A 23,779-nucleotide genomic window follows, 5' to 3' on the forward strand; every position below is an offset into this window, starting at 1 on the left:
CCAGGGTTCGCCGGAGGTCCTGGGAGTTCGGGTGGCCGGGCTCGCCCCAGGGTCCGCCGGAGACCCCGGGGGTTCTGGGGGTTCTGGGGGTTCCGGTGCGGTTTCAGGGAGGCCGGCCCCGGGTTCGCCGGACATACGCCGATTCGCCGGAGGTTCCCGCGAGTTCGGGCGGGGTTCCGGGTTCGCCGGGCCTTGGCCGATACGCCGGAGGTTCCCGCGAGTTCGGGGCCGGAACCCGGGATGCGGCGGCTCTCTGAGGGCTCGCCCGAAGGTGTCGGAGTACGCCGAGGGTTCCCGGCGGTTCGGGGTCCCGGCCGCCCGTCCGGCGTTTCGAGGCACTTCCGCTGCCGGCTTTCAGGGGTTCCTTATTGACGGTGTGTCAGCCACACTGTCGCGATGCGACGACGACGCCAGAGATCGGTTCTCGCGGCCGTGGTGGTGCTCTGTCTGGGCGGGGCGCTCGCCGCGTGCGGGGGCGGCGGTGACGACGGCTATGCGGCGGTGGGCGCGGCCGGTCCGGATTCCGGCGGCTCCCCGTCGGGCGCCGTACCGCCCCGGGGCAAGGTCGCGTTGGTGCCGCTCGACGGTTCCGGCGGCGGGCCGGAGTCCCCGTCACCGCCCGCCGGGTCCTCCGGAGGTGGCACGGGCGGCGGTACCGGCACGGGAACCGGTGTTACGGGCGGCACGAGTGTTACGGGCGGCGCCGGTACGGGCTCACCGGCCGGAAGCGACGGCTCCACGACCGGCCCGGACTCGGGCACCCCGGCCCCCGGCGGCGCCTCCGGCCCGGGCGGTTCGTCGGGCTCCGGCCCCGGAGGCCCGCCGGCCACCGGCGGTACGGCCGGCGGCGGGGGCAACAGCGGCGGTACGGGTGGTTCCACGGCACCCGGCGGGCCCGGGACCCCGGGCACCCGCCCGCCGGTGAACACCCCCTCGCCGAAGCCTCCCGCGGGCCCCGCCGTACTGTCCGTCGGCGCCCCCGTCCGCGCCGGGCTGGACAAACGGTGGTGCGAGAAGGTGACCGTCGAGTTCCGCAACACCGGCGGATCGGCCGCGACTTCGGGCACCGTCACCTTCGCGACGCACATCATCGGCACCCTCGGTGTCGACTGGGCGACCATCCGGTCCAGTCAGGACCTGCCGGCGCCGATCGCACCGGGAACGACGCGCCGGGAGGCGTACACCGTGTGCGTGGACGCCTGGCGCGTGCCACTGGGGATGCGCATCGAGACCCAGGACGTCACGGCCACCTGGAAGTGAGCGACGCCCCGCGGGCGGCCCAGCGGTACCAGTCGCCCCAGCGGGACCGGGCACCCCGCCGCACGAGACCGCCCGACCGACCGCGCCCTTGTTCAGGAGAGTGCCAGCCAGGCCACCGCGCCCAGCACCACGATCGCCGCGACGACACCCACGATCAGCCCCGCTTTGGGCCCCGACTGGGCCCGTGGAGCCTGGCGGCGCCCCTGGGGCACCCCGTCGTCGACAAAGGCGCGGAACATCTGCGTACTGCCCGCGGGGTCGTAATTGCCCTCGGGGCCCTGGCCTTGGGGAGTATGGGGGTTCTGTGCCATGGGCCACGACCCTAGCGAACCGAGGGGTACGGCCCAACCCCCGGGCCGACGCCCCTCCCGCCGCCTCTCCGGCTCCACCCCCGGGCGCGGAGCCCGTCGTACGCCCCTGACCAGCGGCGCTCCCCCGGGCAGCGCTCCCGGCACCCCGCCGACCACCGGTCTCCACCGCGGCCCGCCCCGGATTCGCCCACCACCCGGGCGAGGGGCCGCGCGCCCGGCAGTGCGCCGGATCCCTCCCGCCCGCGCGCGGTGCCCCTCCCATCCGCCCCCGCCACTCCATGACCTCCGCCATGCGAAGCCTTTACCTTCCTTTACTACTGCAAGCCCCCTTTTCATTTGCCTGGAGCAACCAACTATCTCTATGGTTGCCCTAAGCAATAACATCGAGGGGGGCTGAGCCATGGCGGCACAGACTCAGTACGCGGAACTGGCCCGCCAGCTCAACTCCATCGGCGCCCTCAGACGCAGCATCCTGCGTCTGCTGCCTCCCGAGTGCCCGTCCGGCTCCGCCGCCGTGCTCTCACTGCTGCACCGCCACGGCGAGTTGCGGATGAGCCGGCTCGCCGAGCTGCTCGCCATCGACATGTCGGTGACGAGCAGACATGTCGCCCAGGCCGTCAAGGGCGGCTGGATCGAGCGGGCGCCCGATCCCCATGACGGGCGCTCCCGCATTCTGCGGCTCACCCCGTCGGGCGTGGACATGCTCAACGGACTGCACGAGCGGTCGACCGAGATGTTCGCCCGCCGCCTCAAGGACTGGTCCGACGACGAGATCGGACAGCTGATCGGGATGCTGGCCCGGCTCCGTGAATCCTTCGGCGACTGCCGGACCCGCCCGGCCACCGCCGCCCCCGGGCACCCGCACGACACGACCTGACGTACGCACGCAAAGGACTCCCATGGCTTCGACCACTCCGGCCGATGTGCGGGCCGGCGGTCCCGCGGAAGCGGGCGGCGACGCGCCCATGACACACCGGCAGATCCTGGAGGCGCTCTCCGGACTGCTCCTCGGCATGTTCGTCGCCATCCTGTCGTCCACGATCGTCTCCAACGCCCTGCCCGAGATCATCAGCGACCTGGACGGCGGCCAGAGCTCCTACACCTGGGTGGTGACCGCCTCCCTGCTGGCGATGACCGCGACCACCCCGCTGTGGGGCAAGCTCTCGGATCTCTTCAGCAAGAAGCTGCTGGTCCAGATAGCCCTGGTGATCTATGTCATCGGCTCGGTGGTGGCCGGGCTCGCGCAGAGCACCGGCATGCTCATCGCGTGCCGGGTCGTCCAGGGCGTCGGCGTCGGCGGTCTCAGCGCCCTCGCGCAGATCATCATGGCCGCGCTCATCTCCCCGAGGGAGCGCGGCCGTTACAGCGGATACCTCGGCGCCAACTTCGCCATCGCAACGGTCGGCGGGCCGCTCCTGGGCGGTGTCATCACCGACACCGAATGGCTCGGCTGGCGCTGGTGCTTCTACGTCGGCGTGCCGTTCGCCCTGCTCGCGCTGGTCGTGCTCCAGAAGACCCTGCGGCTTCCGGTCGTCAAGCGCCAGGTGAAGGTCGACTGGGCGGGGGCCGCCCTCGTCAGCGCGTCGGTGTCCCTGCTGCTGATCTGGGTGACGTTCGCGGGTGACAAGTACGCGTGGCTGTCCTGGCAGACGTACGCCATGGTCGGCGGCACCCTGCTGCTCGGCGCGGGCTTTCTGTACGTCGAGTCGCGGGCGAGCGAACCGGTCATCCCGCTGCGGCTGTTCCGCAACCGTACGATCGCCCTCGCCTCGGTCGCCTCGTTCTTCGTCGGTGTCGCGATGTTCGCCGGCACGGTCTTCTTCAGCCAGTACTTCCAGCTGGCCCGCGGCGAGAGCCCGACCATGTCCGGGGTGATGACCATCCCGATGATCACGGGCCTGTTCCTCTCCTCCACCGTCTCCGGCCAGCTCATCACCCGGACCGGCCGCTGGAAGGCGTGGCTGGTCGTCGGCGCGGTGCTGGCGACGGCCGGGCTCGGGCTGCTGGGCACGATCCGGCACGACACGGCGTACTGGCACACCGCGGTCTATATGACCCTGCTCGGGCTGGGCATCGGCATGATGATGCAGAACCTCGTGCTGTGCACCCAGAACCAGGTGTCCTCCGGCGATCTGGGCGCGGCGTCCTCCGTCGTCACCTTCTTCCGTTCCCTCGGCGGCGCGATCGGCGTCTCCGCGCTCGGCGCCGTGCTCGGCACCCGGGTGAGCCAGTACGTCGAGGACGGTCTCGCGAAGCTCGGCCCCCAGGGCGCGGCGCTCGGCGGCGCGGGCGGCGGGGGCATCCCTGATGTGAGCGCGCTGCCCGAGCCGCTGCGGAGCGTGATGGAGAACGCGTACGGACACGGTGTCGGCGATGTCTTCCTCTACTCGGCGCCCTTCGCACTGCTGGCCTTCGTGGTGACCCTGTTCATCAAGGAAGTGGCGCTGAAGAGCCGTGCGCTGATGGGCGAGTCCGCTCAGAAGCCGGCGCCCGCGCGGAGTCAGGTGGACCAGCCCGCCTGAGAGCCGCGCGGCGCCCGGGCCGATACCGGGCGCCACCGTCGCCGGCGCGGACGCGGGCTGCTGCGCCCGGAGCCGGCCCGCTTCCCGGAACTACGGTCAACCCGCCCCTCGACTACCGCCCCCGACTACCGGCGCCCGAGCGCCGGCGCGCCCCGCCACTGTGTCCCGACCGCCGGTGGCCCACCACCGCGCCCGGCCACCGGGTACGGGCCACGGGCAGCACCCGGCGACCACGGAACCAGCCGCCCTCCGGGGCTCTACCGCGCGCGCATCGCCTCGATGCCCGCCACCAGCAGATCGAGCGCGAAGACGAAGTCCCGCTCCCGCATGTCCGCGACCGTGGTGCCGCCCCTCGCCTCCATCAGCTCGCTGGCGCTCTCGAAGGTGCGACGGATCTCCGGCTGCTCGTCGAGCTGCCCCTGGATCGTGCCCAGAGCCTCCCGGTAGTACTCGTCCTCGCTCACCCCCGCCGAGGCGCACCGCTGCACGAACTGGCCCTCGATCGTGCCGAAGCCGTACACGAACTGGAAGACCGCGGCGAGGCCGCCCATCTGTCCCTCGGGCGGCAGGCCGGTATTGCGCATGACCTGCTGGACGGCGAAGGAGAACGCCATCGAATGGGGGCCGATGTTCAGGAAGTTGCCGATCAGTGCGGAGACCCAGGGGTGCCGGACCAGGACCGTCCGGTACTCCCTCGCCAGGGCACGCAGCTGCTCCCGCCACTCGCCCTCCGGGCTCACATCCGGCAGCCGGATCGTCCCGTACACCGAGTCGAGTGCCAGTTCCAGCAGCTCGTCCTTGGTGTCGACGTACCAGTAGACGGACATCGCCGTGACGTCCAGCTCCGCGGCGAGCCGCCGCATCGAGAACTTCGCCGAGCCCTCCGCGTCCAGCAGCCGTACCGCCGCGTCGATGATCTTCCGACGGTCGAGGCCGGACGGCTGGGCCGATCTGCGGCCGCGTTCGGTCCTGGGCGCCAGCCATACGCTGATCCGCGCAGGACGCTTCGCACGATCGACGTCGTTCACCATCGCGCCACCCTCCTCGGTTACCTCTGAGCCGCTCGGACCCGTACCCACCGGACCACCCCGTCCCGATGCTATGCCGCGCTCCGGTACATCACCGCGCGATGGGGTCCGCGTCTACCCGCCATCGCCCCCTCGGTCCGGCCGCCCGCCGTGCGCGTCCGGCTTCTCCGCGCGCCGCAGCAGCAGCGCGGCGAGCAGCCCGCCCGCCAGGACCGCCACCGCGCCCACGAGCTGACTGGTCTCCAGCCCGGAGGCGAAGGCGTCCGAGATCCGCTCCCGCTCATCCGATCCGCCCGCCGCCGCCAGGGCCGCCGGGAGCGAGGCCGCCCCGGCGGCCGAGGGCACCAGCGCGGCGAACCGGGAGTTCAGCACAGCGCCGAGCACGGCGACCCCGAGCCCGTTGCCGAACTCCGCGAGCGTGCCGTTCACCCCGGCTCCCACACCCGCCTTCTCCGGCGGAATCGCGCTCATGATCGCGTTGGCCATCGCGGGCATCGAGAGCGCGAGCCCCGCGCCCATGACCACCAGTCCGAGGAACATCCCGCCGTATCCGTCACCACCCAGAAGAGCGATCGCCGCGAGCCCCGCCGACACCATCGTCATCCCGGCCGCGATGGTCACCGGCGTACCGAGCCGCGACACCAGCCGCGGTGCCACGCCGGTCAGATGGAGCAGCACCACGGTCAGGGCGAGCGGTGCCGTGCGCAGACCGGCGTCCAGCGGGCCGTACCCGAGCACGAACTGGAGATGCTGGGTCAGCAGGAAGAGCGAGCCGCCCATCCCGAACGCGACGAGGACCGCCCCCGCGACCGCCCCGATGAAGCGCTGGTCGCGGAAGAAGTGCATATCGAGCATGGGGTACGGAATCCTCAGCTCCCACAGCACGAAGAACCCGAGCACCAGCACCCCGACGGCCGCCGACGCCAGAACCTCGGTGGAGGTCCAGCCGTGCTCGGGCCCGGAGATGATCGCGTACACCACGGCGGTCATCCCGATCGTGGAGAGCACGGCGCCGAGCAGATCCGGCCGGGTCCCCTGCGGATTCCTGGACTCCGGCACCAGCGCGGCCACCGCGAACAGCCCGATCGCCGCGACGGGGATGTTGATCAGAAAGATCGCGCCCCACCAGAAGTGGTCGAGCATGAACCCGCCGAGCAGGGGACCGCTCGCGAAGCCGAGGGAGTTGACGGTCGACCAGAGGCCGATCGCCTTCACCCGTTCGGTGTCGTCGAAGATCTGGACGACGACGGCGAGGGTCGTGGTCATCAGCAGCGCCCCGCCGACGCCCATGCCGGCCCGTGCGGCGATCAGCTGCGCCGACGACTGGGCGAGCCCGGCCGCCAGGGATCCGATACCGAAGAGCGCGAGCCCCGCGAGAAGCAGCTTCTTGCGGCCGTAGCGGTCGGCGGCGTTGCCCGCGCTGAGCAGCAGCCCCGACTGGACCAGCGCATAGGCGTTGATCATCCACTGGATGTCGGCGGTCGAGGCGTCGAGTTCCCGGGTCAGGGAGGGGATCGCGACACTGAGGACGGTGTTGTCGAGCAGCACGGTGAGCTGGGCGAGACAGATGACACCGAGGATCAGCCAGCGCTGCGGATGCGCTCCCGGCGGGGCTCCCGGGCTCTCGGTTCCGGTGGTCGGCGCTGCCATCACTGCTCCCCTTATACGGCGTACGAGACCATGCCTCGTACACCGTACAGGGACCTTTGTACGGCGTATAGTGAAAAGTCGCGGCGCACCGCCGGGGCCATCGGAGCCCCGGCCGCCGGACACCACCTCTATCGACTAGATCGAGCGTTCCATCCAGGGCGACTCCTCCCCGAGCACGCGCTCCCCCCGGATCAGCCCCGGACCGGTCACGTCCGGCCCCGAATCAGCCCCGAATCACCCCCGGGCCCACTCCCCGTGCTCACTCCCCGGGCTTGATCAGATATCCGGCGCCGCGCCGGGTGTGGATCATCGGCGAGCGGCCGGCGTCGATCTTCTTGCGGAGATAGGACACATACAGCTCGACGACATTGGCCTGGCCACCGAAGTCGTACGACCACACCCGGTCGAGGATCTGCGCCTTGCTGAGCACCCGCCGGGGGTTGCGCATCAGATAGCGCAGCAGCTCGAACTCCGTCGCCGTCAGATGGATCGGGTCACCGCCCCGCCAGACCTCGTGGCTGTCCTCGTCCAGGAGCAGATCGCCGACCGAGAGCAGGGAGTCGCCGCGCGGGGCCGCGATCCCCGACCGCCGGATCAGCCCGCGCAGCCGGGCCACGACCTCCTCCAGCGAGAACGGCTTGGCCACATAGTCGTCCCCGCCCGCCGTCAGCCCGGCGATCCGGTCCTCGACCCGGTTCCGCGCGGTGAGGAACAGCACGGGCACATCGGGGAGTTCCCGCCGCAGCCGCGCCAGGACCGCGAGCCCGTCCATGTCGGGCAGCATCACATCGAGGACCACCGCGTCGGGGCGGAAGTCCTGCAGCGACCGCACCGCGCCCGCGCCGTTCTCGGCGCTGCGCACCTCCCAGCCCTCGTACCGCAGAGCCATCGACAGCAGCTCACTGAGCGCGGTCTCGTCGTCCACGACAAGCACCCGGACGGGGCTGCCGTCGGGCCGGAGCATCTCGGTACGAGTCTGGTGCGAGGTCGTCGTCATGCGGGCGACGCTATGGCGCTCCCCTCAAAAGGACCTTTCCGCTCTCTGGGAATTCTGTGAGAAAACCCTTCATCCGCGCCGCGGCCCCTTGTGCGAACGGCCGGGCCCGTCCGGACCTGCGGATCCGACGGAGGTACGAACACGGGCTGCCGGGGCCGTCGCCCCGGAACTCCCGTACCCCTCACGCCTCTTGCACCCTCACCGGGGCATCCGGTTCAGAACAGCCCGTCCTGTACGGTTCCGCCGCTGCTGGCACTGACATCGGCGACGGGTACGGAGACGCCCGAGCCCGGATCGGCCCCGACGAGGGACCAGCCGGTCATGAGCCGGGTGTCGAGTACGACGAGGCGGTCCTCGGCGGTCCACAGATGCAGATCGGGCCCGGCGACGGCGACGAGGGTGCCCGCGACGGCGCCGCCGCCGATCAGTTCCCGTACGACCGAGGCGGCGGCCGTCAGCCGGCCGAGCCCGAACACGTCCGTATGGTCGACCGGTTCACACGCCAGCGGCTCCAGCGTCTCGGCCAAGGCCCCGAGCGCGAGGGCGCGCCGGTGCAGAGCCTCGATCTCGGCCGCCCGCTCGACCGGCCCCGGCAGCCCGGACCGTACGGCCCGCTTGTCCGCGTACGGAATCCGGTCGGGGATCCCGAGGGCGCTCCGCAGCAGTTCCTCGGTCCGCCGTGCTGCCATCAGGGGCCCGCGCCCCAGCCAGCTGAAGACGACCGCGCCCTGCTCCAGCAGACGGGCGGGCCCGCGGTCCTCGGCGGTGATCCCGACCTTGACCATCCCGGGCCCGAACCAGGCCAGATACACGCGGTACGTCCGGGGATCATCGGGGAGGGTGTCGGCGGCGACCGAGTGGGCCCGCTCCAGCCGCGCGCACTCGGGACACCGCGCCTGTGTCGCACGGCCCAGGACGGCGGAGCCGAGCGGGCAGTCGTTCCCGCGCGCCCCGACACAGCGGCGGCGCCCCTCGGCCCGGAAACCCATCGCCTTGCCGGAGGTCAGCGGGCTGACCCGGCCGCCCTCCCACCGGAGCACGGCCATCCGCGCCCCCGGGGGCCACCCGAGACCGGAGCAGCGCCATGTCATACGTACCTCCGGGAGCACCCAGTCCGGCCGAAAACGCGGAGGGTACCGGAGCGAACTGACATTCCCGTGCCGGGGCGCCGAAATCCGGCCGTTCCCGGCGGGCAGGGAGCCGGAGGGAACCGCACGAGGGGGCGCAGACGCGCATGCGGCGCCGGTGTCCGAATCCACCCGCTCCCGGCTCCATCCGGTCCCGGCCGGATCCCGGTCGGTCACCGTGGGTCCGCCGTGGACCGTGCCCTTCCGGGCTCACCGGGCTCACCGGGCTCACCGGACCGGAGGCGGAGGACGGCCTTCGGACGTACGGCGCCGGGGCGGTCCGGGTCTCCGGGTCTCCGGGCGGGAGCCTCGGGGCCGGGCCACCGGATACGGCTCCGGGATACGGGCTCGCGAGGGCGGGCCCGCGGACAGCCACTGGGCGCAGGCGCGGGCGCACAGAAGGGGGCCAGGCACGGCCCCGTACACCGGACGCGCCGGCGCGGACCCCCGCACCGGCCGGTCGGCGGCGGCCCGTCAGGCCCTGGGCGAGAGGTGCCAGAGCGGGGCGACGTACTGCCCGGGGCTGTGGTGGACCAACAGGGCCCTGAGTTCCTCGCGCTGGGTGCCGTGCAGGCCGAGCGCCTCGGTGAGCCGGCGGAACGTGGTGTGGCTGGAGTTGCGGCCGCGCGCCTCGCGCTCGAAGCGGGCGACCTGGCCGAGGGCGGTCTCCGGGTCGATCTTCTGACGGGGCTGGGTGCCGAACCAGGTCGCCTTGTCCCGCTCGTCGTCGATCTCCGAGAAGCCGCAGATCTCCCGGCTGAGCTGCTCCGCCTCCGCGAGCGTGCGGGTCGGCACGAGGGCCCGCGCCAGCCGGTTGCGGCCGAGGGCGAGGTCGAGCGCGACCTCGTGCACGGTGGGGCCCTCGTCGGTGAGCGGAATCGGCAGGCCGCCCTCCCGGGCCTCGCACAGACCACGGATCCCCCGGACGGTGGCGGCGAGCATCGCCGTCACCTCCGAGGAGTGCCACTCCAGGACGGCGGCGACCGGCTCGACGTGCTCGGGCGCCAGGGTGAGCACGTTCCGCCCCAGGAGACCGCGCAGCTCACCCGCCGGAACCTCCCCGTCCAGACCGGGCCCGGCCACCAGGAGCCGTACCGGGGTGTCGATCCGGCTGCACGCGGCGAGCGTGAGGGCGTCGGCGAGGGGGGTACGGAGGCCCGGCTCGTCGCCCCGGGCCAGGATGTCACCGCCGACGTCCAGGATGTCGACGGACTCCGGTGCGAGGTACCGGATCAGCTCCTCCAGCTGATGGCGGATGCCCTGGGCGCCGTGCCGGGGGTTGACGAGGGCGAGTGTCTGGGGGAGCTCGGCCGCCAGCCGGGGGAACGTGGATCCCGCCGGAGGAATCGGCTCCGCCTTCGCGGTGAACGCGTACACGTTCGCGGTGAGAGGCCGCAGCCCGGTGAAATCGGCCGGGCTCCGAGGCCCCGGCACCGGATCGGCCGCCAGCCGGTCCCACGCGAACGTCAGGATCACCGCCGGTTCCCCGGGGCCGTGGAGAGCAGCGTCCAGCATCGAGGCGGCGATCACGTCGCCCCCTCCGCCCGCTGCCACAATCAGCCGTGTCACCTCAACAGCGTACGGCCCAGGAGCCCGCCGACCCCAGAAGGAGGACCGGGCACGGGGACTCGGGCACCCGGCCCGGGCGCCGGCCCTCGGGGACGTGGCCCGAGCGACCGGCACCCGCACCCGGGCGAAGGCGAGCCCACCCGGGGCGAAGATCCGACTCCACGAGCGGACGCGGACGAGCCGGACCAGCGGGTCCCCGCGGGCCCCGGGACCGAGTGACCGACCCCCCACCGCGACCGGACGAGCCGGGGCACGCGGGCCGACGCCGTACCCGGAGACAGACGGCCCTGCGCAACGGGCGCCCGGAGCCCCCGGGAGATCAGCACCGCATGATGATCACGAGCACGAGCCGAGGGACTCGACCGACATACGGTCGTCGTAGATCGACGTCAGATCGTGCTCCGGCAGATGCCTGGGCTCCGACTTCTGCACGGTCAGCGTGGCGTCACCGCGTACGACCCACCGCCGGGGCGGATCGTCCGCGTCGGTGAAGTCCAGCCTCGCGGGAAAGGGCAGGGTGTACGTACCGCCGCCCTCGCCCGGCGACGAGTACCCGGACAGGGTCCACAGGGAGCAGGCGGGAACCAGGTCGACGTCCAGATAGCGGCCGTCCGCGAAGGTGACGCTCACCTCCCTGATGGAGAAGGAGTTGTGGTTCCTGATGTGCAGCTGGGGCGGCTGGAGCGCGGCCTGCTGGTAGAAGCCCACCTTCGCGGCCTTCTCCCACCTCGCCGCGGCGGCGGAGTTCCGCTCGGCGTCGTGGGACTGACGCAGGCTCAGGACCGAGATGACCACCGCCACACAGGCGAGGGCAACCGAGAACCACTCGGTGGCCGTGCCCCACTTTCCCTTGCGGACCTGCACCCCCGTCCCGGGCAGCCCGCCACCATGGAATGCATCCGACATACGCCAAGCGCAACACGAGAGAAACGACGAGGCCGCTTGTACTACTCCAAGCGGCACACCCGCCCCCGGGACACCACCACACTGCCGTACGCGCCCCGCCCACCCTACGGCCCCCGGCCCCACCCGGAACGCACCACGCGGAGGCACCGCCCTCGGGACCCCGGCACACCCATGTACCGGACGCCGATGATCTCTGTCTCCGGGGATCCGCCGCATGCGAAACTGCACGCCGGGCGCATGCGCAGGGGAGGGACGCGGTGGTGAGGATCCGGACGCGTACGACCGTACGGACGTTCCTTGCTCCGGCATGGTGCGGCGCGATCATGCTGGCCGCGACGGGCTGCTCACCGGAGCTGCGTCCACTGGCGGCGGTCTACACGGACCGGCAGGGCACCGCACACGCGCTGCTGAGATCGTGCGACGACGACGGCCGGGTGCGCGGTCCTGAGCTGCGCGGCACCGCCGTCCCCGCATCGGAAGAGACCACGCCAAACGGAGCGCGGGCCACCGCACCGCAGGCGTCCCGGGAAGAGGAGCCCTGGATCGGATGGGAGACCCGCGGGCTCCACAAGGCCGCGGACTTTCCGCTGTTCGCCCCGCCCTCACCCTGGGCAGCGGAGACCCGTGGCCCCCAAACCCTGCAACCGGGCCACTCCTACGAGCTGACGTTCGCCGATCCCGACGACTCCTATACCTACAGCGCCTCAGTGACATTCGACGCCCGACAACTCGCGGAACTGGCACCCGGAGAGGTGCTGACCCGCCAAGGCCCCATGACACGAGAGTCCTTCGAAGACCTCGCCCGCAAGGCGTGCTGACCCCACCCACCCCACTCTGCGGTCGCGGTGTACGGCCCAACGCGAGGTGCCCCCGGATCTCTCCGGGGGCACCTCGGGGCCTGCGCGCGGCGGCCGCCCGGTGGGCCGCGCAGGGCTGGTAGCCCCTACGACCGCCTTCGGCCACTGAGGCGATCGGGGGCCTTCCTCGTGCTCGCAGGATGCGTCCGCGAGCACCAGGAGGGTTCCGCTACGCTCAGTCACGGAGCGACCGCGCGGACCAGGAGCGTCCCGATATGGCCAGGGTGAGGTGCGTCGAGGACCTGAGCGTCAGCCGAGGCGAACCCGGCCCGGGTCAGCAGGCGCTCCCACACGGCCAGACGGTAGCTGTACCGGTAGGTGAACATCGTTTTGCCTGCGAAGCCTCCCTTGTACATGCCCTGCGGTCCGTATGCGCCGGGGATGGCCGGAGGCTGAGAGAACACGAAGACGCCTCCCGGCTTCAGCCTCTGGCGGACGAGCGGGAGGAGACGGCCCGGGTCGGTGAACCAGACGGCGCCGAAAATGGAGTAGACGGCGTCGTACGTGTCCTCGTGCCGGCTCAGGTACTCCAGGACCTCGGCGCACACGAACTCCGCTCCGGTGCTTGCCCACTTCGGGGTGGTCTTCTTGACCATGACGGGAGACAGGTCGACGCCCCGAGCGGCGATGCCGTGCTGAGCGAGGCAGGCGAGGGCGCGACCGGTGCCGCAGCCGATCTCCAGCACAGATCGAGGATTGCCGAGCAGTTCTGGGCCGGGTCCGTGACCGGCGTACTGGGTCCAGCAGAAGCTCGGCTCCGCGTCGTCCTTGAAGGCCGAGGCTGCGAAGGTGTCCCACAGTTCCGTCTCGGCGGCGATGTCGTGTTGTGCGGGCAAGACGATTCCTCTTCGCAAGGGCTGGCCCCTGTCCTCCGGGGGCGAGGACAGGGGCCGGCGTAGGACCGTTCAGTGACTGCCGGGGACCTTGTTGTCGCACGGCGAGCAGTCCGTGCCGTCGATCGCCCACAGCTCCTCGTCGATGTCGAAGCCGATGGACTTCAGGAAGTCCGCCGTGCGCAGGCACAGACCGTCGCTGCGGCGCTCGATGAACGGGGCGTGATGCTTGTAACGACCCTCGTTGTACATGTCGCAGAGGGCCCACCACACGGGTGTGTCGAGGATGAGTTGGTGAACACCGACGTCGACGAGCTTGCCGACCCCGAGATGGGCACGGGGGTGTTCCATGCAGGCGATGGTGTAGATGACGGCGTTTCCGAGGATGCGTTCGGCCATGTCGCGGACCATGGTGTGGTCGCGCAGCAACAGGGCGACCTCGCGGTCCCACAGGCTCATGCCGCTGTCGAGAACGTTGACGGTCAGGTGCCTGATGTGCGGCTGGACGGCGTTGAGAAGTTCCTTCGGGTCCCGCGTGCGGATGCGGGAGGGGCTATCGAGCGTGACGGTCATGGACGACTCCTTCGGAGACAGGTCGTGCCGTGCCGATTCGAGCCCGTCCCGCCTGGTGCAGCGCGGCACGGACGCTGTGCGGATCCCGTTCCACGAGGGCTACTCGGTGACCTGGCCGGAGCGGGCGACTTGGATGGAGCCCCGGCGGTTGCCGTGGCACAGGCAGGTACCGCGGCTCACGAGCAGGAGCCCGGTGGCAGAGGGCAGAGGGCAGAGCCACGTCCTCTGTCTGGCGGCACTCCACGTGCAGGTCTTCGTAACCGGGGCGGAGAGCGACAGCACACTCCGGGGACGGTTCGGCGGTGTCGGTGGTACTCCTCATCGCACCACCTTCATGACTCGGTGGTGCGGGCACACACAGGGAGGGAACTGCTGCCCAAGACCTCTCGCCGGCTCGGATTCGCCGCCCTCGACGCCCTGCGTGCCCGAGTCGCTCGTGACGCGTCCCTCACGGTCGACGGTGTACACCCTCAACGTCGTCCGGGGCCGGTCGTCGCGTGCTGTGACCATGGACAGGACGGTAGGGGCAGGGAGTTGCCAGCCGCAGTGCGATGTTCTCGAATGTTCTCGCAGTCTGGCTAATGTTCTCGTGTGGTCTCACGCGAAGGGGGCACGCTGTAGTCCGGGTGCGTCAGCCTGGTGATGCTGATGGCGACAGGGCCCCACACCATGGGAGGCGACCGTGGCACGACGACTGCGCTTCACCGGCACCGACAGCAAGAACGGTGGCTGCCCCGCCGTTCACGAGGATCTCGACTCTGGTGAGATCCTCGTGAACGGCGCTCACCGACCCCGAGGACATCGCCCAGCTCCAGCACTTCGGCCCCGGAGATGCTGCGGTGGTCGTGCCGCGTGAACTCCTCGTCAATCACGGGCCCAAGGAAGTCGACCGCGTGCCCGAGCTGATCGGCTTGGAGGAGTTCGGCAGGCTCTTCGAGACCTTCGAGCACTCGGCTTGGCACCTGGAGACCCGTCGGGGCTACGCATCGGACCGGGAGGATCCCGGGTACGCGGAGTTCCTTGCGACCGGTACGGCCCCGTGCGACCTCGACAGCGAGTGGTGCGAGAACATCCGCCGGCAGACGGCCGGCGGCAAGTACGTGGGGCGGGTGCGCGTCGTCGACAACCCTCCGACCGAGGGACAGCTGTTCCTGCTCGACTACGCGAAGTGCAACGCGGCCACCGGCGAGGACGTGCGGAACCTGTGGCGCGAGAACGCGGAACGGCTCCGACTGCCCTCTGAAGACCTCTGGATCTTCGACAGCCGGCTGGTGGCCCTGCTGCGCTTCGACGACGAGGACGCCTTCCACGACGTCGAGGTCATCACGGAGCCTGCCGAGGTCTTGCGGTACTGCCAGGTCCGCGACGCCGCGATGCAGGGGTCCGTGCCGTACGACGAGTTCGCGGCGCAGCTCGGCGCCGACTCCTAGCGAGCAGAACCAGTGAGCACAGACTTCCAGCAGGCCCGGGAGGCCCTCGGACTGCGCTTGAGGGAACTCCGGCTGTCGGCCCTGGGAGGACGGCTCACCGGTACGCAACTCGCTCAGCGACTCGGCTGGCCGCACTCCAAGATCTACAAGCTGGAGAACGGCCGGCAGACAGCCACGAGCGAAGACCTGCGGGCCTGGGCCGGAGGTGTCGGCCGGCCGGACGTCTTCGATGAACTGGACGCCCGGCTCAAGGGCTTCGAGTCCCGCATCCGCTCCTGGCGCCGGCAGTTGGCCGCTGGGCACCGGCCTGTGCAGGACAGTTGGAACCTTGAGGTCGGGCGGTCCCAGGCCATCTACGCCTGGGAGGAGTCTGTCGTCCCTGGCATGTTGCAGACGGCCGACTACGCACGGCACATCTTCCTGCGGTACGCGGACCTTCAAGGTTCGATCCACGACACAGACGCTGCGGTCCGCGCCCGCATGTGGCGCCAGGAGTGGCTGTACCAAGCGGGCCGGAAGTTCTACCCCCTGATATGGGAAGCAGCCCTTCGCGCCCTGGTTTGTCCTCCGTCTGTCCTCGCCGGCCAGCTCGATCGACTCGCCGGCGTCATCGGCATGGACACCATGGAGCTGGGGATCATTCCGCTCGGCGCCTCGCTCAAGATCCCGACCGCCAACGGCTTCTGGGTCCTGGATGAAAGGCTCGTGATCACCGAGGACTGGCATGCGGAGCTGTGGCTGGACGACCCCGACAGCGTGGCTACATACCTGCGGGTCTGGAACATGCTCCAGGAATCCGCCGTATACAGCGTTGACGCGCACAACCTCATCAATGCGGCAAGGCAAGCGTTGAACTCGCGCTGAGGCTGACACGCCCGTGCCGGAACCAACACGGCTTCACCTCGGGCCCCTCCGGGCCGCCGGGTCCGCCAGGAGAGGCCAGGAGCGGCAGGCCTCGGGCGTGGTGCTGCTCCTCAGGATCGAGGGCGGCTTGCTTCAGAGCACGGCGTGAGCGGTCCGTCACCGACGTGGCCCCAGGACTCGAAGTCGAGCGGATAGGCGCCCCGGCGATGGAAGGGCCGTCGACCAAGATGAAGAGAACGTGCCGACGGGCTGCTCCGGGCCTCCGGATCGTTCTCGCCAGCTCCCCCGGGGCCGGGTCCAGCCGTCCAGGCCGTCGAGGTCGCCCATGTCGAGTTCGTGAGGGGTGGGGGCAAGGGGGTGGCCGCCAGACACTGTCGTTTCGGCGTGGGCCGGGCACAGCGACCTGTCGTTCACGAAGCGCACGTACGTCCACCCCGACCCGCAGTCGCTCAAGGCGGGCTCGGAAAAGCTGATGGAGCTGCTCGGCTGAGCTGTAATCAACCAGTCACTTACGGTGACGCGTGAGATTCCGTGAGATGCCAAAGCAAAAGCCCTGACCTCCACTTGGGGGAATCAGGGCCTTGACCTGGCATTTCTCTGTGCACTCGGCAGGATTCGAACCTGCAACCTTCTGATCCGTAGGGTTGGGCAGGCTGTTGGGCGGGGATGCCGCCTTCCTCCCATCTGATCGCTCACGGTCGTGATCAACGGTCTTTGTGTGCCGTCGTTGCCGTCAGGGTTGCCGTCTGGATTGCCGCTTCCCCCTTCTATCCTGCTTTTCTTCTCAGTACTCGCGACACAGCCCCGACGCAGCCGGGTCACAGGGAAGCTGCTTACGTCTTCCTCGACCTCTGAACCATGCCGGTGCAGCAGGCGGTAGCTCTGTAGTCTGAGCCTCGTCCTGTACCGGGGGGGAAGACGTGGCCACACGCCGCATGTTGCGCGATACGCACCCTGCTGTCTTCGCAGAGATCAGCGCCGTGGAGCCAGCAGCGGTTGATCGAGATAGCCTCACTACCGGCAGCGGCCGGACAGTGCTCTGGGCCTGCAGCACATGCGGCCATCAATGGCGCGGCCGAGTAGTCGATCGGACTAAAGCGGGCGGTCGCGGCTGCTCACGGTGTCGGCGGGCGGCATCGCAAGCGACTTGGCAGACGCCGCCTCCTGGCGCATCACTACAAGACCGCTTCCCAGAGATCGCGGCCGAGCTCACTGCAATTGACAGCCACCCAAGACACACCGCATCTGACATCCACGCCAGCTCAAACAAAATGTGCCAATGGCGTTGCGGACAATGCGGCAACCGGTGGAGCACGACACCGAACGCACGAACCCGCACAGGCGCAGGTCGTGGGTGCCCAAAGTGCGGACGCCTGCGGACAATCAATGCGCGCAGGATAGCGCGTCCGGGCGCGTCACTAGCAGATCTACACCCTGAACTGGCGCTAGAATTCGTCGCCAATCTAGAGAACGAACTCACCGCTTCGCAGCTTAAGCCTCATGGCAACTATAAATGTCGCTGGCGCTGCCGCTCCTGTAACAACGAATGGGTAGCGGTTCCACAGAATCGCGTGTCCGGAAAAACGGGATGCCCCGCCTGCTTTGCAGCAAGGCGCGGAAGTTGGAGACGTAGCCCGAAGGGCACTTCCCTGACCGCACACGATGCACTCGGCGAGGTCGCCTCGGAGTTCGTCAGCAATGAGACAACTCCCGATCACGATCTAACTATGCTGAGACCAGGCTCTGCCGATAAGTGCACATGGCTATGCTCGGATTGCGGGCACACCTGGATAGCCCCTGTCGCCTCCCGGGTAATCTCTCACAGGAACCGAAGCGGATCCGGGTGCCGTAAATGTTATGACCGTCGAACTTCCGCAAGGCGCAGAATGCCGAAAGAAGGACAGTCATTAAAGGAGCGCTTCCCACAGATCAGTCAGTCATTCGTCGAGAATCTAACGACCCCGGGAGCGGGACCCGACCGGCTGCGCATCCGCAGCAATGACCGATGTCTCTGGAGATGCAATCACGGGCATGAATGGGAAGCTGTTGTCCTGTCCCGCACCTACGGCTCCGGGTGCCCCAAGTGCACCTCAGCCGGCAGGTCCCGTTTCGAGCTTGAGGTGCAGTCTCTACTCATAGCGGCAACAGGAACCGACGTAGTATGCGACTACGCCGTAGAGCACGTACGCGGCCTGTCAGGACGCCGCCCCCGAGTGGATCTATTTATCCCTGAAATTCAGCTCTACGTGGACCTAGACCCGTTCCACACGCACAGCGCGATCAAACACAGAGATAAGGATGCCAGGAAGAGCACGCTTCTCTGCGGTTTGGACTACGTACGAGTTCGCGCCCGAGGCCTCCCTATTATTCCAGGGGATCACGTAGAGGTCAGCGATAGCATCAAGGATGGAATTAATCCGTGGACTTGGGCATCTTCCCTTCGCCCCGTATTGATTGCTCGCGGATTGCCATTCGAACCTCTCACTAAAGAACAACGAAGGATAGCCCTCGGACAGGCCGCAGAAACCTGGGCAGCAGTTAAGGGACGGGTTAGATTTGAATCCGTCGCTGAACGAAGCCCCGAGCTCCTAATCGAATTCATGGAAAATCTCACCCGTCCAGCGTACGACCTGAGCCTGTGCTCACCTTCCTCGTTCGACGTAGCACAATGGCAGTGCACCAAATGCGGAAACATTTGGGAAACGATGATCCGCAACAGGGCCGTCAGCGGTTCCGGTTGTCACGCGTGCCATCGGCAAGGCGTCAACCAAAACAATGTCGCACGCTCAATGGCACCGCCGGGCGAGTCGCTTGCAGAGCTATTCCCGGAAATTGCTGCTAGATTCATCCGTTGCTTGAACGATCCAAGTCGCTCCCCAGACAACCTCCGCACCAAGAGCAATTTGAAGTGCGAGTGGTTCTGTCATTCAGGAGAGCACACATTTATCGCACCGGTCCATTCGGTATCGAACGGCGCAAAGCGCAGGTGCTGCAAATAGACAATGGCCACCCTGCTATTCCACAGGCTCACTCCGAGTCCTTCGCCCAGTAGTCCCCCAGCATCTCCCCCGGCCAAGTCGGCTGCCGAACCTCCCCACGTGGCCCCATCTGCTGGAAGTACGGGGCCACGTCATAGACCGGCGTTCCGTCGATGGCGTCCAGGTCCGCGACGTGGAGGTCCAGCCCGTCGACCTTGAGCAGGCGCGGGAAGGACTGGCCGAGCTGGTTGGGCCGGCGGTGGTTGCGGTGGACGAAGGTGCCCGTGCTGGGCCAAGCGGGGTTGTTGCGGGGGCTGCGGGCGTGGAGGGCGACGTCGTCGGGTGACGCCTTGTGGAAGTGCCAGACGACGAGCAGGTGCGAGAACTCCTCCAGGCCCTGGACCACCTCGACCGGGTAGTCGGAGTTGAGGCGGATGATCGCGTGGCCGCCCCAGTGGTCGTCTGTCGGCTCGGCCCGGCCGCCGACCACGATGCCGATGGGCTTGATCTCCAGCGACCCGCTCATTCGCTTCTCCTCGTCCCTTGGCGTGACGCGGTCAATCTACTTGGGTCAGATACGCGGCGGCTCGGGTGTCCAGGGCCGTGACGGCGGGGATGCCGCGTCGCCGGTACGGGGACAGGAGTTGGCGCATGTCGACGACGGCTTGGCGGGCCCGGCCGGAGTAGATGCCGTCCTCCATCGCGTCCAGAACGCTGCTCCAGGTCGCGCACGCCTCCTCGACTCCGCCACCCGCGATCTGCGTCGCACCCAGATATCCGAGGGTCACCGCGTGAGTGCGCCGGAACGCGACACCGCGGGTACGGACCGAGTGGCGGAACTCGCGGATCGCCTGGGGCCGGTCGCCGAGGTCCCGCAGTGTGCAGGCGGTCTCGTGCGCGAGGGATGCTTCGCCGAAGAAGAACGTACGGTTCGGCTCGCGGATCCCTTCGCTGGCCGACGCAAGGTCGTCCTCGGCCCGTAGCAGCGCCTTGGTCGCCGACTGCTTCCTGCCGTTCGCGGCCAGGCCGCGGGCGTGGATCACGCCGAGAAGTGCCCGTTCTCTGGGGGTCGCCGCCGCGTACCGCTCCCCCTGGATCGAAGCCTCGGCGAGTGCCAGGCCCTCGCGCGCGAAGCCGAGATCGATCGCCTGGTGTGCCATGGCGCGGAGAATGTGCCCGGAGAGCGGGGCGTCACCGGCTCGGGCAGCGAGCTTCACTGCCAGGACGAAGTACTTCTGGGCGACGGCCTGTTCGCCGTTGTCGAATGCCATCCAGCCGGACAGGTACGACAGCTCGGCCGCTGCGGAGAACATCTCCCGTCTGACCTGCTCGTCCGGGAAGAGGCCGTGGAGGAAGTCTCGTACATCCGAGTGCAGATACTGCACCAGGGCCTTGCGGCCGTGGCCGCCGCCCCGGCTCTGGTCCATGCGCGAGAACGCCACGGTCAGCTCCTGGACCGTCGCGACGTCGCTCCGCCCGACACGCTGCCTGCCGGTCGCGGGACCCGCGGGCCTCTGCGTCATCGCCCCCCACCACTCCTCGTTCGGGAGTGCCAGGGCAGCGGTCGAGTACACGGCCTGGGACAGAAGCACGCGTCTGTCCGCGTCCAAGTCGGACCTCCCCAAGTCGGTCAGCGCGATCAGCGGATCGACGCGCCACTCCAGCGCCTCTTCCGCCGACGAGGTGGGACCTGCCAATCCGATCTCTTGGAGTGTGACGACACGCTTGAGACGACGGGACAGTGCCTGGCTCAAGATTACGGGCGCGGGCCCGGAGGGCTGGGTGCCGCCGACCCACATGCTGACGTGGGAGCGGCCGATGGTCGCGTGTTCACGGAGGTCGTTCTCCAGCGCCACCCGGTTGTACGCACTGGCCGCCTGTGCCCGTGACCAGCCTGCTTCCTCCAGAAGCGCGGCGAGTCTGTCGTTTCGCGTGCGCGCCATGATGCACCCCCGGATCGCTGAACGATCTTTGACCACTTTGACCTACCCGCGACCGCGGCGGGCACGGACCTCGGCAGCATCCACGTTACGAGCAAGGTCACGGCCCCTGAATGGACTTGACGCTCCACCACCTTCAAGAGTTTCCGCCTCAGATGATCTTTGATCACTTTGACCAACCCGGAAGCCTTGACCCCATACCGGATCCCGGATCCTCGCGGTTACCTCGAAGTGTCCGCCGAGCCATCCGCATCAAGGGGAACCGATGGGCACGCACCACAGGCAACACCACCTGCCCGAAGCCCCGGCCGCAGGGCGTCAAGGACCGGAGATCAACGGCACAGGGCAAGCACCGCCCGGCCTGATGACTCTTCGGGTCTCGCGTGACTCGGGGCGGACGTGGGGTCCGTCGCAGATCGTCCGTGAAGGTGATCCGGCGGCGCTCCGGACCGCGCGGATGCGGTTCCCCCCTTGCCGGTGCCCTCGCTGTGCGGGGCGGCTTTCGTTCACATCTGGGAGGTAGCGCAGTGAGGTGTTTATGGCACTCCGTATGCCGGTTCGCCGGTCCGTTGCTGATCATCTCGATCAGCAGCTCATGCGGCTTCGTCCTCGGTGCCGGCCTGGGGATGGGCTCGTACCCGTGATACGCGCTACGGGCTCCGGACGGACAGCGGATCGAGACAAGCAGAGGAGACAGAAGCATGAACGTGTTGTTCAACGGCGGCGGCAGGAACGGAAGTGCCGGGGGCGGGGAGAAGGACAAGCTGCCCGGCCAGCCATGGCCCGGCCCTCCCGTACCGCCCTCACCGGACGGCGGCCCACGCGCGGTCGAGCAGTGATCACGACCCGCCACGACGGGGGAAGGTCCGCCCTGGCGCGTGCCCTGTTCGCGGCAAAGCACCTGACGTCGGACTGGGCGCCCACGTTCGCCGTGGTGCCGCGCTCGGCCTTCCTCCCCGATGTGATCTGGCCATACGACATGGACACAGGTGCCAGCGTCCGGGTGTCACGACTGGATGAGCCGGATGTGTGGCACGGCTACGTGAACGCCGACGTACCGATCGTGACCCAATGGGACCAAGAGAGCGACGAGCACGCACCCGTCGTCGAACCGACCAGTTCGTCTTCGATGCCGAGCGTCGTGGTCGCCATGCTTCGGGATCTCCAGGTGACGGGTGCCTCTCGCGTCTTGGAGATCGGCACGGGAACGGGGTGGAACGCCGCCCTCCTCGCCCATCGTCTGGGCCGGTTCAACGTGGTCACCGTGGAGGTGGACGCTTCCATCGCTGCTCGGGCTCGGGGTTACCTGCGGCGCTTCGGGCTGCCCGTGCAGGTGATCACTGCTGACGGACTACTCGGGCACGCGGCGGGGGCTCCGTACGACCGGATCATCGCCACCTGCGGCATGCGATCGATCCCGTACTCCTGGGTCCAGCAGTCCTGCGCGGGTGGGCTGATCCTCGCGCCGTGGGGCACTCCCTACAGCCACCTGGACGCCAACGTACGACTGACCGTGGCCGACGACGGACGCAGTGCCTCCGGCCGGTTCCTGGGGCCCGTGGAGTTCATGAAGCTGCGTGCACACCATCTGACCTGGCCCGACCACGACGACTACATGTCGCAGCACGGATTCGACGATGCCGTCACCTCGTCCACCGACATCACGGAGGACGACTTCGGTACCGGACGGTTCGACGCGTCGCACTTCGCCGTCGGGCTGAGGGTCCGGGACTGCGTGCGCTCCGTCGCCGAGAAGCGTGAGGGTGCGCGGCCCGTCTGGTTCTACAGCCTCACCGACAGGTCATGGGCCGTGGTCATGTTCCGCGACGGCGAGAAAGAGGCCACTGTCCACCAGGCCGGTGAACGACGGCTGTGGGACGAGGTCGAAGCCGCCTGGCGCTGGTGGGACGCCTCGGGCCGCCCCGGCTATGAACGGTTCGGGCTCACCGTCACTGCGGAAGGGCAAACCGTCTGGCTCGACGAACCGGCCAACGTCTGCCGTAGTACGGCCTGAGGGGCTGCGAAAGCGGCCCTGAAGCATCCGCTCGACAAGGGACCGGACGCCGTGGAAGTCCGGTCCCGTCAACAACTGAGACCGGCCCGCCCCTGAGCCTGGAAGCACGTGGGGCGGGCCGGTCGGCAAGACCGTCGCCTCGTGGTAAAAGTGCCCAAGCGGCGCCCCCGCCGGATGAAGCCCTGGTCAGCCGCAAAGGCCGACCGGTTCCTCGCCGACTGGCGCCGCCCGTGTTGACCACTCTTCGAACCCGGAGAGGTACGTGCCTCGCGATCGGCAGGCTGTCGGACGCCATGGGCGGCACCACCGGCTGACGGCGGTCGGCACGGTTGCTGTACTTCGCTGCTGTACGGCCCAACGCGAGAGGCCCCCGGATCTCTCCGGGGGCCTCACCTATGTGCACTCGGCAGGATTCGAACCTGCAACCTTCTGATCCGTAGTCAGATGCTCTATCCGTTAAGCTACGAGTGCTCGGCTTCCCAGGTGTTTGTCCCTGGTCGGCGTTGCGGGAACAACATTACATGACCCGCGCCGCCAGGTGAAATCCATTAGGCGCACCCCGTCCGAGCTGCGAAAACGTCCTTCTGAGGGGCCCCGGTCGGTAGAGAAAGCCGCAGGTCGCGGCACGGTGGGACAGCGGTGGTACGGGGGGAGTGGGCGAGGTCCGTCGGGGGGGGCGGGCGCGGGGCGGGGGAAACACAGGAACCCCGGACGAGTGGCCGGGGTTCCTGTGATGTGGATGGCGGAGGCGGAGGGATTTGAACCCTCGATGGGCTTTAAGACCCAAACCGCATTAGCAGTGCGGCGCCATAGACCGGACTAGGCGACGCCTCCAGCACGCTCGCGCGGGCGCGAGTGGTGTGCAGATGATGACACAGTCACGCGGGGTGTCACCAATCGCTGCCCACGGTACTAGGCAC

The 23,779-nt window shown here is 68.9% G+C and carries 19 protein-coding genes, 2 tRNA genes and 1 pseudogene; 9 read left to right on the forward strand and 13 right to left on the reverse strand.

All coding sequences use genetic code 11. The features are described from left to right. Positions 1 to 396 precede the first annotated feature (396 nt). Positions 397 to 1,260, forward strand: a complete 864-nt coding sequence (locus ACIBCM_RS12470) for a hypothetical protein (RefSeq protein WP_399242166.1) — start codon at positions 397 to 399, stop codon at positions 1,258 to 1,260. Positions 1,261 to 1,352: 92 nt separating this feature from the next. Here ACIBCM_RS12470 and ACIBCM_RS12475 read toward each other — a convergent pair whose 3' ends face one another. Continuing rightward, positions 1,353 to 1,571: a hypothetical protein gene (locus ACIBCM_RS12475; protein ID WP_399242168.1), complete on the reverse strand. Its 219-nt coding sequence runs from the start codon at positions 1,569 to 1,571 to the stop codon at positions 1,353 to 1,355. Between the two features lie 400 nt (positions 1,572 to 1,971). Between ACIBCM_RS12475 and ACIBCM_RS12480 the strand changes: the two genes are divergently transcribed. Together ACIBCM_RS12480 and ACIBCM_RS12485 are read left to right on the forward strand one after the other, a co-directional pair. After that, a complete protein-coding gene (locus ACIBCM_RS12480; RefSeq protein WP_399242170.1) occupies positions 1,972 to 2,448 on the forward strand; it encodes a MarR family winged helix-turn-helix transcriptional regulator in 477 nt (158 codons plus the stop codon). A gap of 22 nt (positions 2,449 to 2,470) precedes the next feature. Then, on the forward strand, positions 2,471 to 4,093 hold the full coding sequence (locus tag ACIBCM_RS12485) for an MDR family MFS transporter (protein WP_399242173.1): 1,623 nt from the start codon (positions 2,471 to 2,473) through the stop codon (positions 4,091 to 4,093). Positions 4,094 to 4,350: 257 nt separating this feature from the next. Here the strand turns inward: ACIBCM_RS12485 and ACIBCM_RS12490 are convergent, their stop codons facing one another. The 6 genes from ACIBCM_RS12490 to ACIBCM_RS12515 form a co-directional block, all read right to left on the reverse strand. Beyond that, positions 4,351 to 5,124, reverse strand: coding sequence for a TetR/AcrR family transcriptional regulator (locus ACIBCM_RS12490; RefSeq protein ID WP_399242175.1), 774 nt, complete (start codon positions 5,122 to 5,124; stop codon positions 4,351 to 4,353). A 111-nt stretch (positions 5,125 to 5,235) separates the two neighbouring features. Further along, on the reverse strand, positions 5,236 to 6,771 hold the full coding sequence (locus ACIBCM_RS12495; RefSeq protein ID WP_399242177.1) for an MFS transporter: 1,536 nt from the start codon (positions 6,769 to 6,771) through the stop codon (positions 5,236 to 5,238). Positions 6,772 to 7,030: 259 nt separating this feature from the next. Then, positions 7,031 to 7,768 carry a response regulator transcription factor gene (locus ACIBCM_RS12500; protein ID WP_399242179.1) on the reverse strand — a complete coding sequence of 246 codons (738 nt, stop codon included), beginning with the start codon at positions 7,766 to 7,768 and terminating at the stop codon, positions 7,031 to 7,033. A gap of 215 nt (positions 7,769 to 7,983) precedes the next feature. Beyond that, complete coding sequence (locus ACIBCM_RS12505) at positions 7,984 to 8,859, reverse strand: DUF2797 domain-containing protein (RefSeq protein ID WP_399242181.1); 876 nt, start codon at positions 8,857 to 8,859, stop codon at positions 7,984 to 7,986. A 510-nt stretch (positions 8,860 to 9,369) separates the two neighbouring features. Next, positions 9,370 to 10,464, reverse strand: a complete 1,095-nt coding sequence (locus tag ACIBCM_RS12510) for a DUF1152 domain-containing protein (RefSeq protein ID WP_399242183.1) — start codon at positions 10,462 to 10,464, stop codon at positions 9,370 to 9,372. Between the two features lie 336 nt (positions 10,465 to 10,800). Further along, a complete protein-coding gene (locus ACIBCM_RS12515; protein WP_399242185.1) occupies positions 10,801 to 11,370 on the reverse strand; it encodes a hypothetical protein in 570 nt (189 codons plus the stop codon). Between the two features lie 260 nt (positions 11,371 to 11,630). Here ACIBCM_RS12515 and ACIBCM_RS12520 point away from each other — a divergent pair, with 260 nt between their 5' ends. Beyond that, the gene (locus ACIBCM_RS12520; protein ID WP_399242188.1) at positions 11,631 to 12,188 is read left to right on the forward strand and encodes a hypothetical protein; all 558 of its coding nucleotides are present in this window, start codon (positions 11,631 to 11,633) and stop codon (positions 12,186 to 12,188) included. A 218-nt stretch (positions 12,189 to 12,406) separates the two neighbouring features. Here the strand turns inward: ACIBCM_RS12520 and ACIBCM_RS12525 are convergent, their stop codons facing one another. Beyond that, positions 12,407 to 13,063, reverse strand: a complete 657-nt coding sequence (locus tag ACIBCM_RS12525; RefSeq protein ID WP_399242190.1) for a class I SAM-dependent methyltransferase — start codon at positions 13,061 to 13,063, stop codon at positions 12,407 to 12,409. Positions 13,064 to 13,132: 69 nt separating this feature from the next. Next, positions 13,133 to 13,633: a hypothetical protein gene (locus ACIBCM_RS12530; protein WP_399242192.1), complete on the reverse strand. Its 501-nt coding sequence runs from the start codon at positions 13,631 to 13,633 to the stop codon at positions 13,133 to 13,135. A gap of 682 nt (positions 13,634 to 14,315) precedes the next feature. On the opposite strand from ACIBCM_RS12530, the pseudogene ACIBCM_RS12535 reads away from it, so the two are divergent. From ACIBCM_RS12535 to ACIBCM_RS12545, 3 genes and pseudogenes are all read left to right on the forward strand, one after another. Then, positions 14,316 to 15,063: pseudogene (locus ACIBCM_RS12535) on the forward strand (DUF6879 family protein). A gap of 12 nt (positions 15,064 to 15,075) precedes the next feature. Next, positions 15,076 to 15,927, forward strand: a complete 852-nt coding sequence (locus ACIBCM_RS12540; protein ID WP_399242194.1) for a helix-turn-helix domain-containing protein — start codon at positions 15,076 to 15,078, stop codon at positions 15,925 to 15,927. A 935-nt stretch (positions 15,928 to 16,862) separates the two neighbouring features. Further along, the gene (locus tag ACIBCM_RS12545; protein WP_399242691.1) at positions 16,863 to 18,926 is read left to right on the forward strand and encodes a zinc-ribbon domain-containing protein; all 2,064 of its coding nucleotides are present in this window, start codon (positions 16,863 to 16,865) and stop codon (positions 18,924 to 18,926) included. Positions 18,927 to 18,954: 28 nt separating this feature from the next. Here ACIBCM_RS12545 and ACIBCM_RS12550 read toward each other — a convergent pair whose 3' ends face one another. Beyond that, on the reverse strand, positions 18,955 to 19,431 hold the full coding sequence (locus ACIBCM_RS12550) for an SAM-dependent methyltransferase (RefSeq protein WP_399242196.1): 477 nt from the start codon (positions 19,429 to 19,431) through the stop codon (positions 18,955 to 18,957). 31 nt (positions 19,432 to 19,462) lie between these two features. Then, positions 19,463 to 20,848, reverse strand: coding sequence for a Tat pathway signal protein (locus ACIBCM_RS12555; protein WP_399242198.1), 1,386 nt, complete (start codon positions 20,846 to 20,848; stop codon positions 19,463 to 19,465). Positions 20,849 to 21,546: 698 nt separating this feature from the next. On the opposite strand from ACIBCM_RS12555, the gene ACIBCM_RS12560 reads away from it, so the two are divergent. Continuing rightward, on the forward strand, positions 21,547 to 21,684 hold the full coding sequence (locus ACIBCM_RS12560) for a hypothetical protein (protein ID WP_399242200.1): 138 nt from the start codon (positions 21,547 to 21,549) through the stop codon (positions 21,682 to 21,684). Beyond that, positions 21,681 to 22,859 (forward strand): methyltransferase domain-containing protein, encoded by a 1,179-nt coding sequence (locus ACIBCM_RS12565; protein WP_399242202.1) that lies wholly within the window; start codon positions 21,681 to 21,683, stop codon positions 22,857 to 22,859. The genes ACIBCM_RS12560 and ACIBCM_RS12565 overlap by 4 nt, the downstream gene beginning before the upstream one ends. Before the next feature lie 398 nt (positions 22,860 to 23,257). On the opposite strand, the gene ACIBCM_RS12570 is transcribed toward ACIBCM_RS12565, so the two are convergent. Further along, a tRNA-Arg gene (locus tag ACIBCM_RS12570) sits at positions 23,258 to 23,330 on the reverse strand. 269 nt (positions 23,331 to 23,599) lie between these two features. Next, positions 23,600 to 23,693: transfer RNA gene (locus ACIBCM_RS12575), tRNA-Ser, on the reverse strand. Positions 23,694 to 23,779: the final 86 nt, after the last annotated feature.

Origin of the sequence: Streptomyces sp. NPDC051018, from assembly GCF_044456085.1 — a bacterium.
GTDB lineage: Bacteria > Actinomycetota > Actinomycetes > Streptomycetales > Streptomycetaceae > Streptomyces.

What these genes read in the sequence shown, in the direction of transcription:
- ACIBCM_RS12470 (WP_399242166.1), top strand. Translation starts at nt 397, where the DNA reads ATGCGACGACGACGCCAGAGATCGGTTCTCGCGGCCGTGGTGGTGCTC.
- ACIBCM_RS12475 (WP_399242168.1), bottom strand. Translation starts at nt 1,571, where the DNA reads ATGGCACAGAACCCCCATACTCCCCAAGGCCAGGGCCCCGAGGGCAAT.
- ACIBCM_RS12480 (WP_399242170.1), top strand. Translation starts at nt 1,972, where the DNA reads ATGGCGGCACAGACTCAGTACGCGGAACTGGCCCGCCAGCTCAACTCC.
- ACIBCM_RS12485 (WP_399242173.1), top strand. Translation starts at nt 2,471, where the DNA reads ATGGCTTCGACCACTCCGGCCGATGTGCGGGCCGGCGGTCCCGCGGAA.
- ACIBCM_RS12490 (WP_399242175.1), bottom strand. Translation starts at nt 5,124, where the DNA reads ATGGTGAACGACGTCGATCGTGCGAAGCGTCCTGCGCGGATCAGCGTA.
- ACIBCM_RS12495 (WP_399242177.1), bottom strand. Translation starts at nt 6,771, where the DNA reads ATGGCAGCGCCGACCACCGGAACCGAGAGCCCGGGAGCCCCGCCGGGA.
- ACIBCM_RS12500 (WP_399242179.1), bottom strand. Translation starts at nt 7,768, where the DNA reads ATGACGACGACCTCGCACCAGACTCGTACCGAGATGCTCCGGCCCGAC.
- ACIBCM_RS12505 (WP_399242181.1), bottom strand. Translation starts at nt 8,859, where the DNA reads ATGACATGGCGCTGCTCCGGTCTCGGGTGGCCCCCGGGGGCGCGGATG.
- ACIBCM_RS12515 (WP_399242185.1), bottom strand. Translation starts at nt 11,370, where the DNA reads ATGTCGGATGCATTCCATGGTGGCGGGCTGCCCGGGACGGGGGTGCAG.
- ACIBCM_RS12530 (WP_399242192.1), bottom strand. Translation starts at nt 13,633, where the DNA reads ATGACCGTCACGCTCGATAGCCCCTCCCGCATCCGCACGCGGGACCCG.
- ACIBCM_RS12545 (WP_399242691.1), top strand. Translation starts at nt 16,863, where the DNA reads ATGTTGCGCGATACGCACCCTGCTGTCTTCGCAGAGATCAGCGCCGTG.
- ACIBCM_RS12550 (WP_399242196.1), bottom strand. Translation starts at nt 19,431, where the DNA reads ATGAGCGGGTCGCTGGAGATCAAGCCCATCGGCATCGTGGTCGGCGGC.
- ACIBCM_RS12555 (WP_399242198.1), bottom strand. Translation starts at nt 20,848, where the DNA reads ATGGCGCGCACGCGAAACGACAGACTCGCCGCGCTTCTGGAGGAAGCA.
- ACIBCM_RS12560 (WP_399242200.1), top strand. Translation starts at nt 21,547, where the DNA reads ATGAACGTGTTGTTCAACGGCGGCGGCAGGAACGGAAGTGCCGGGGGC.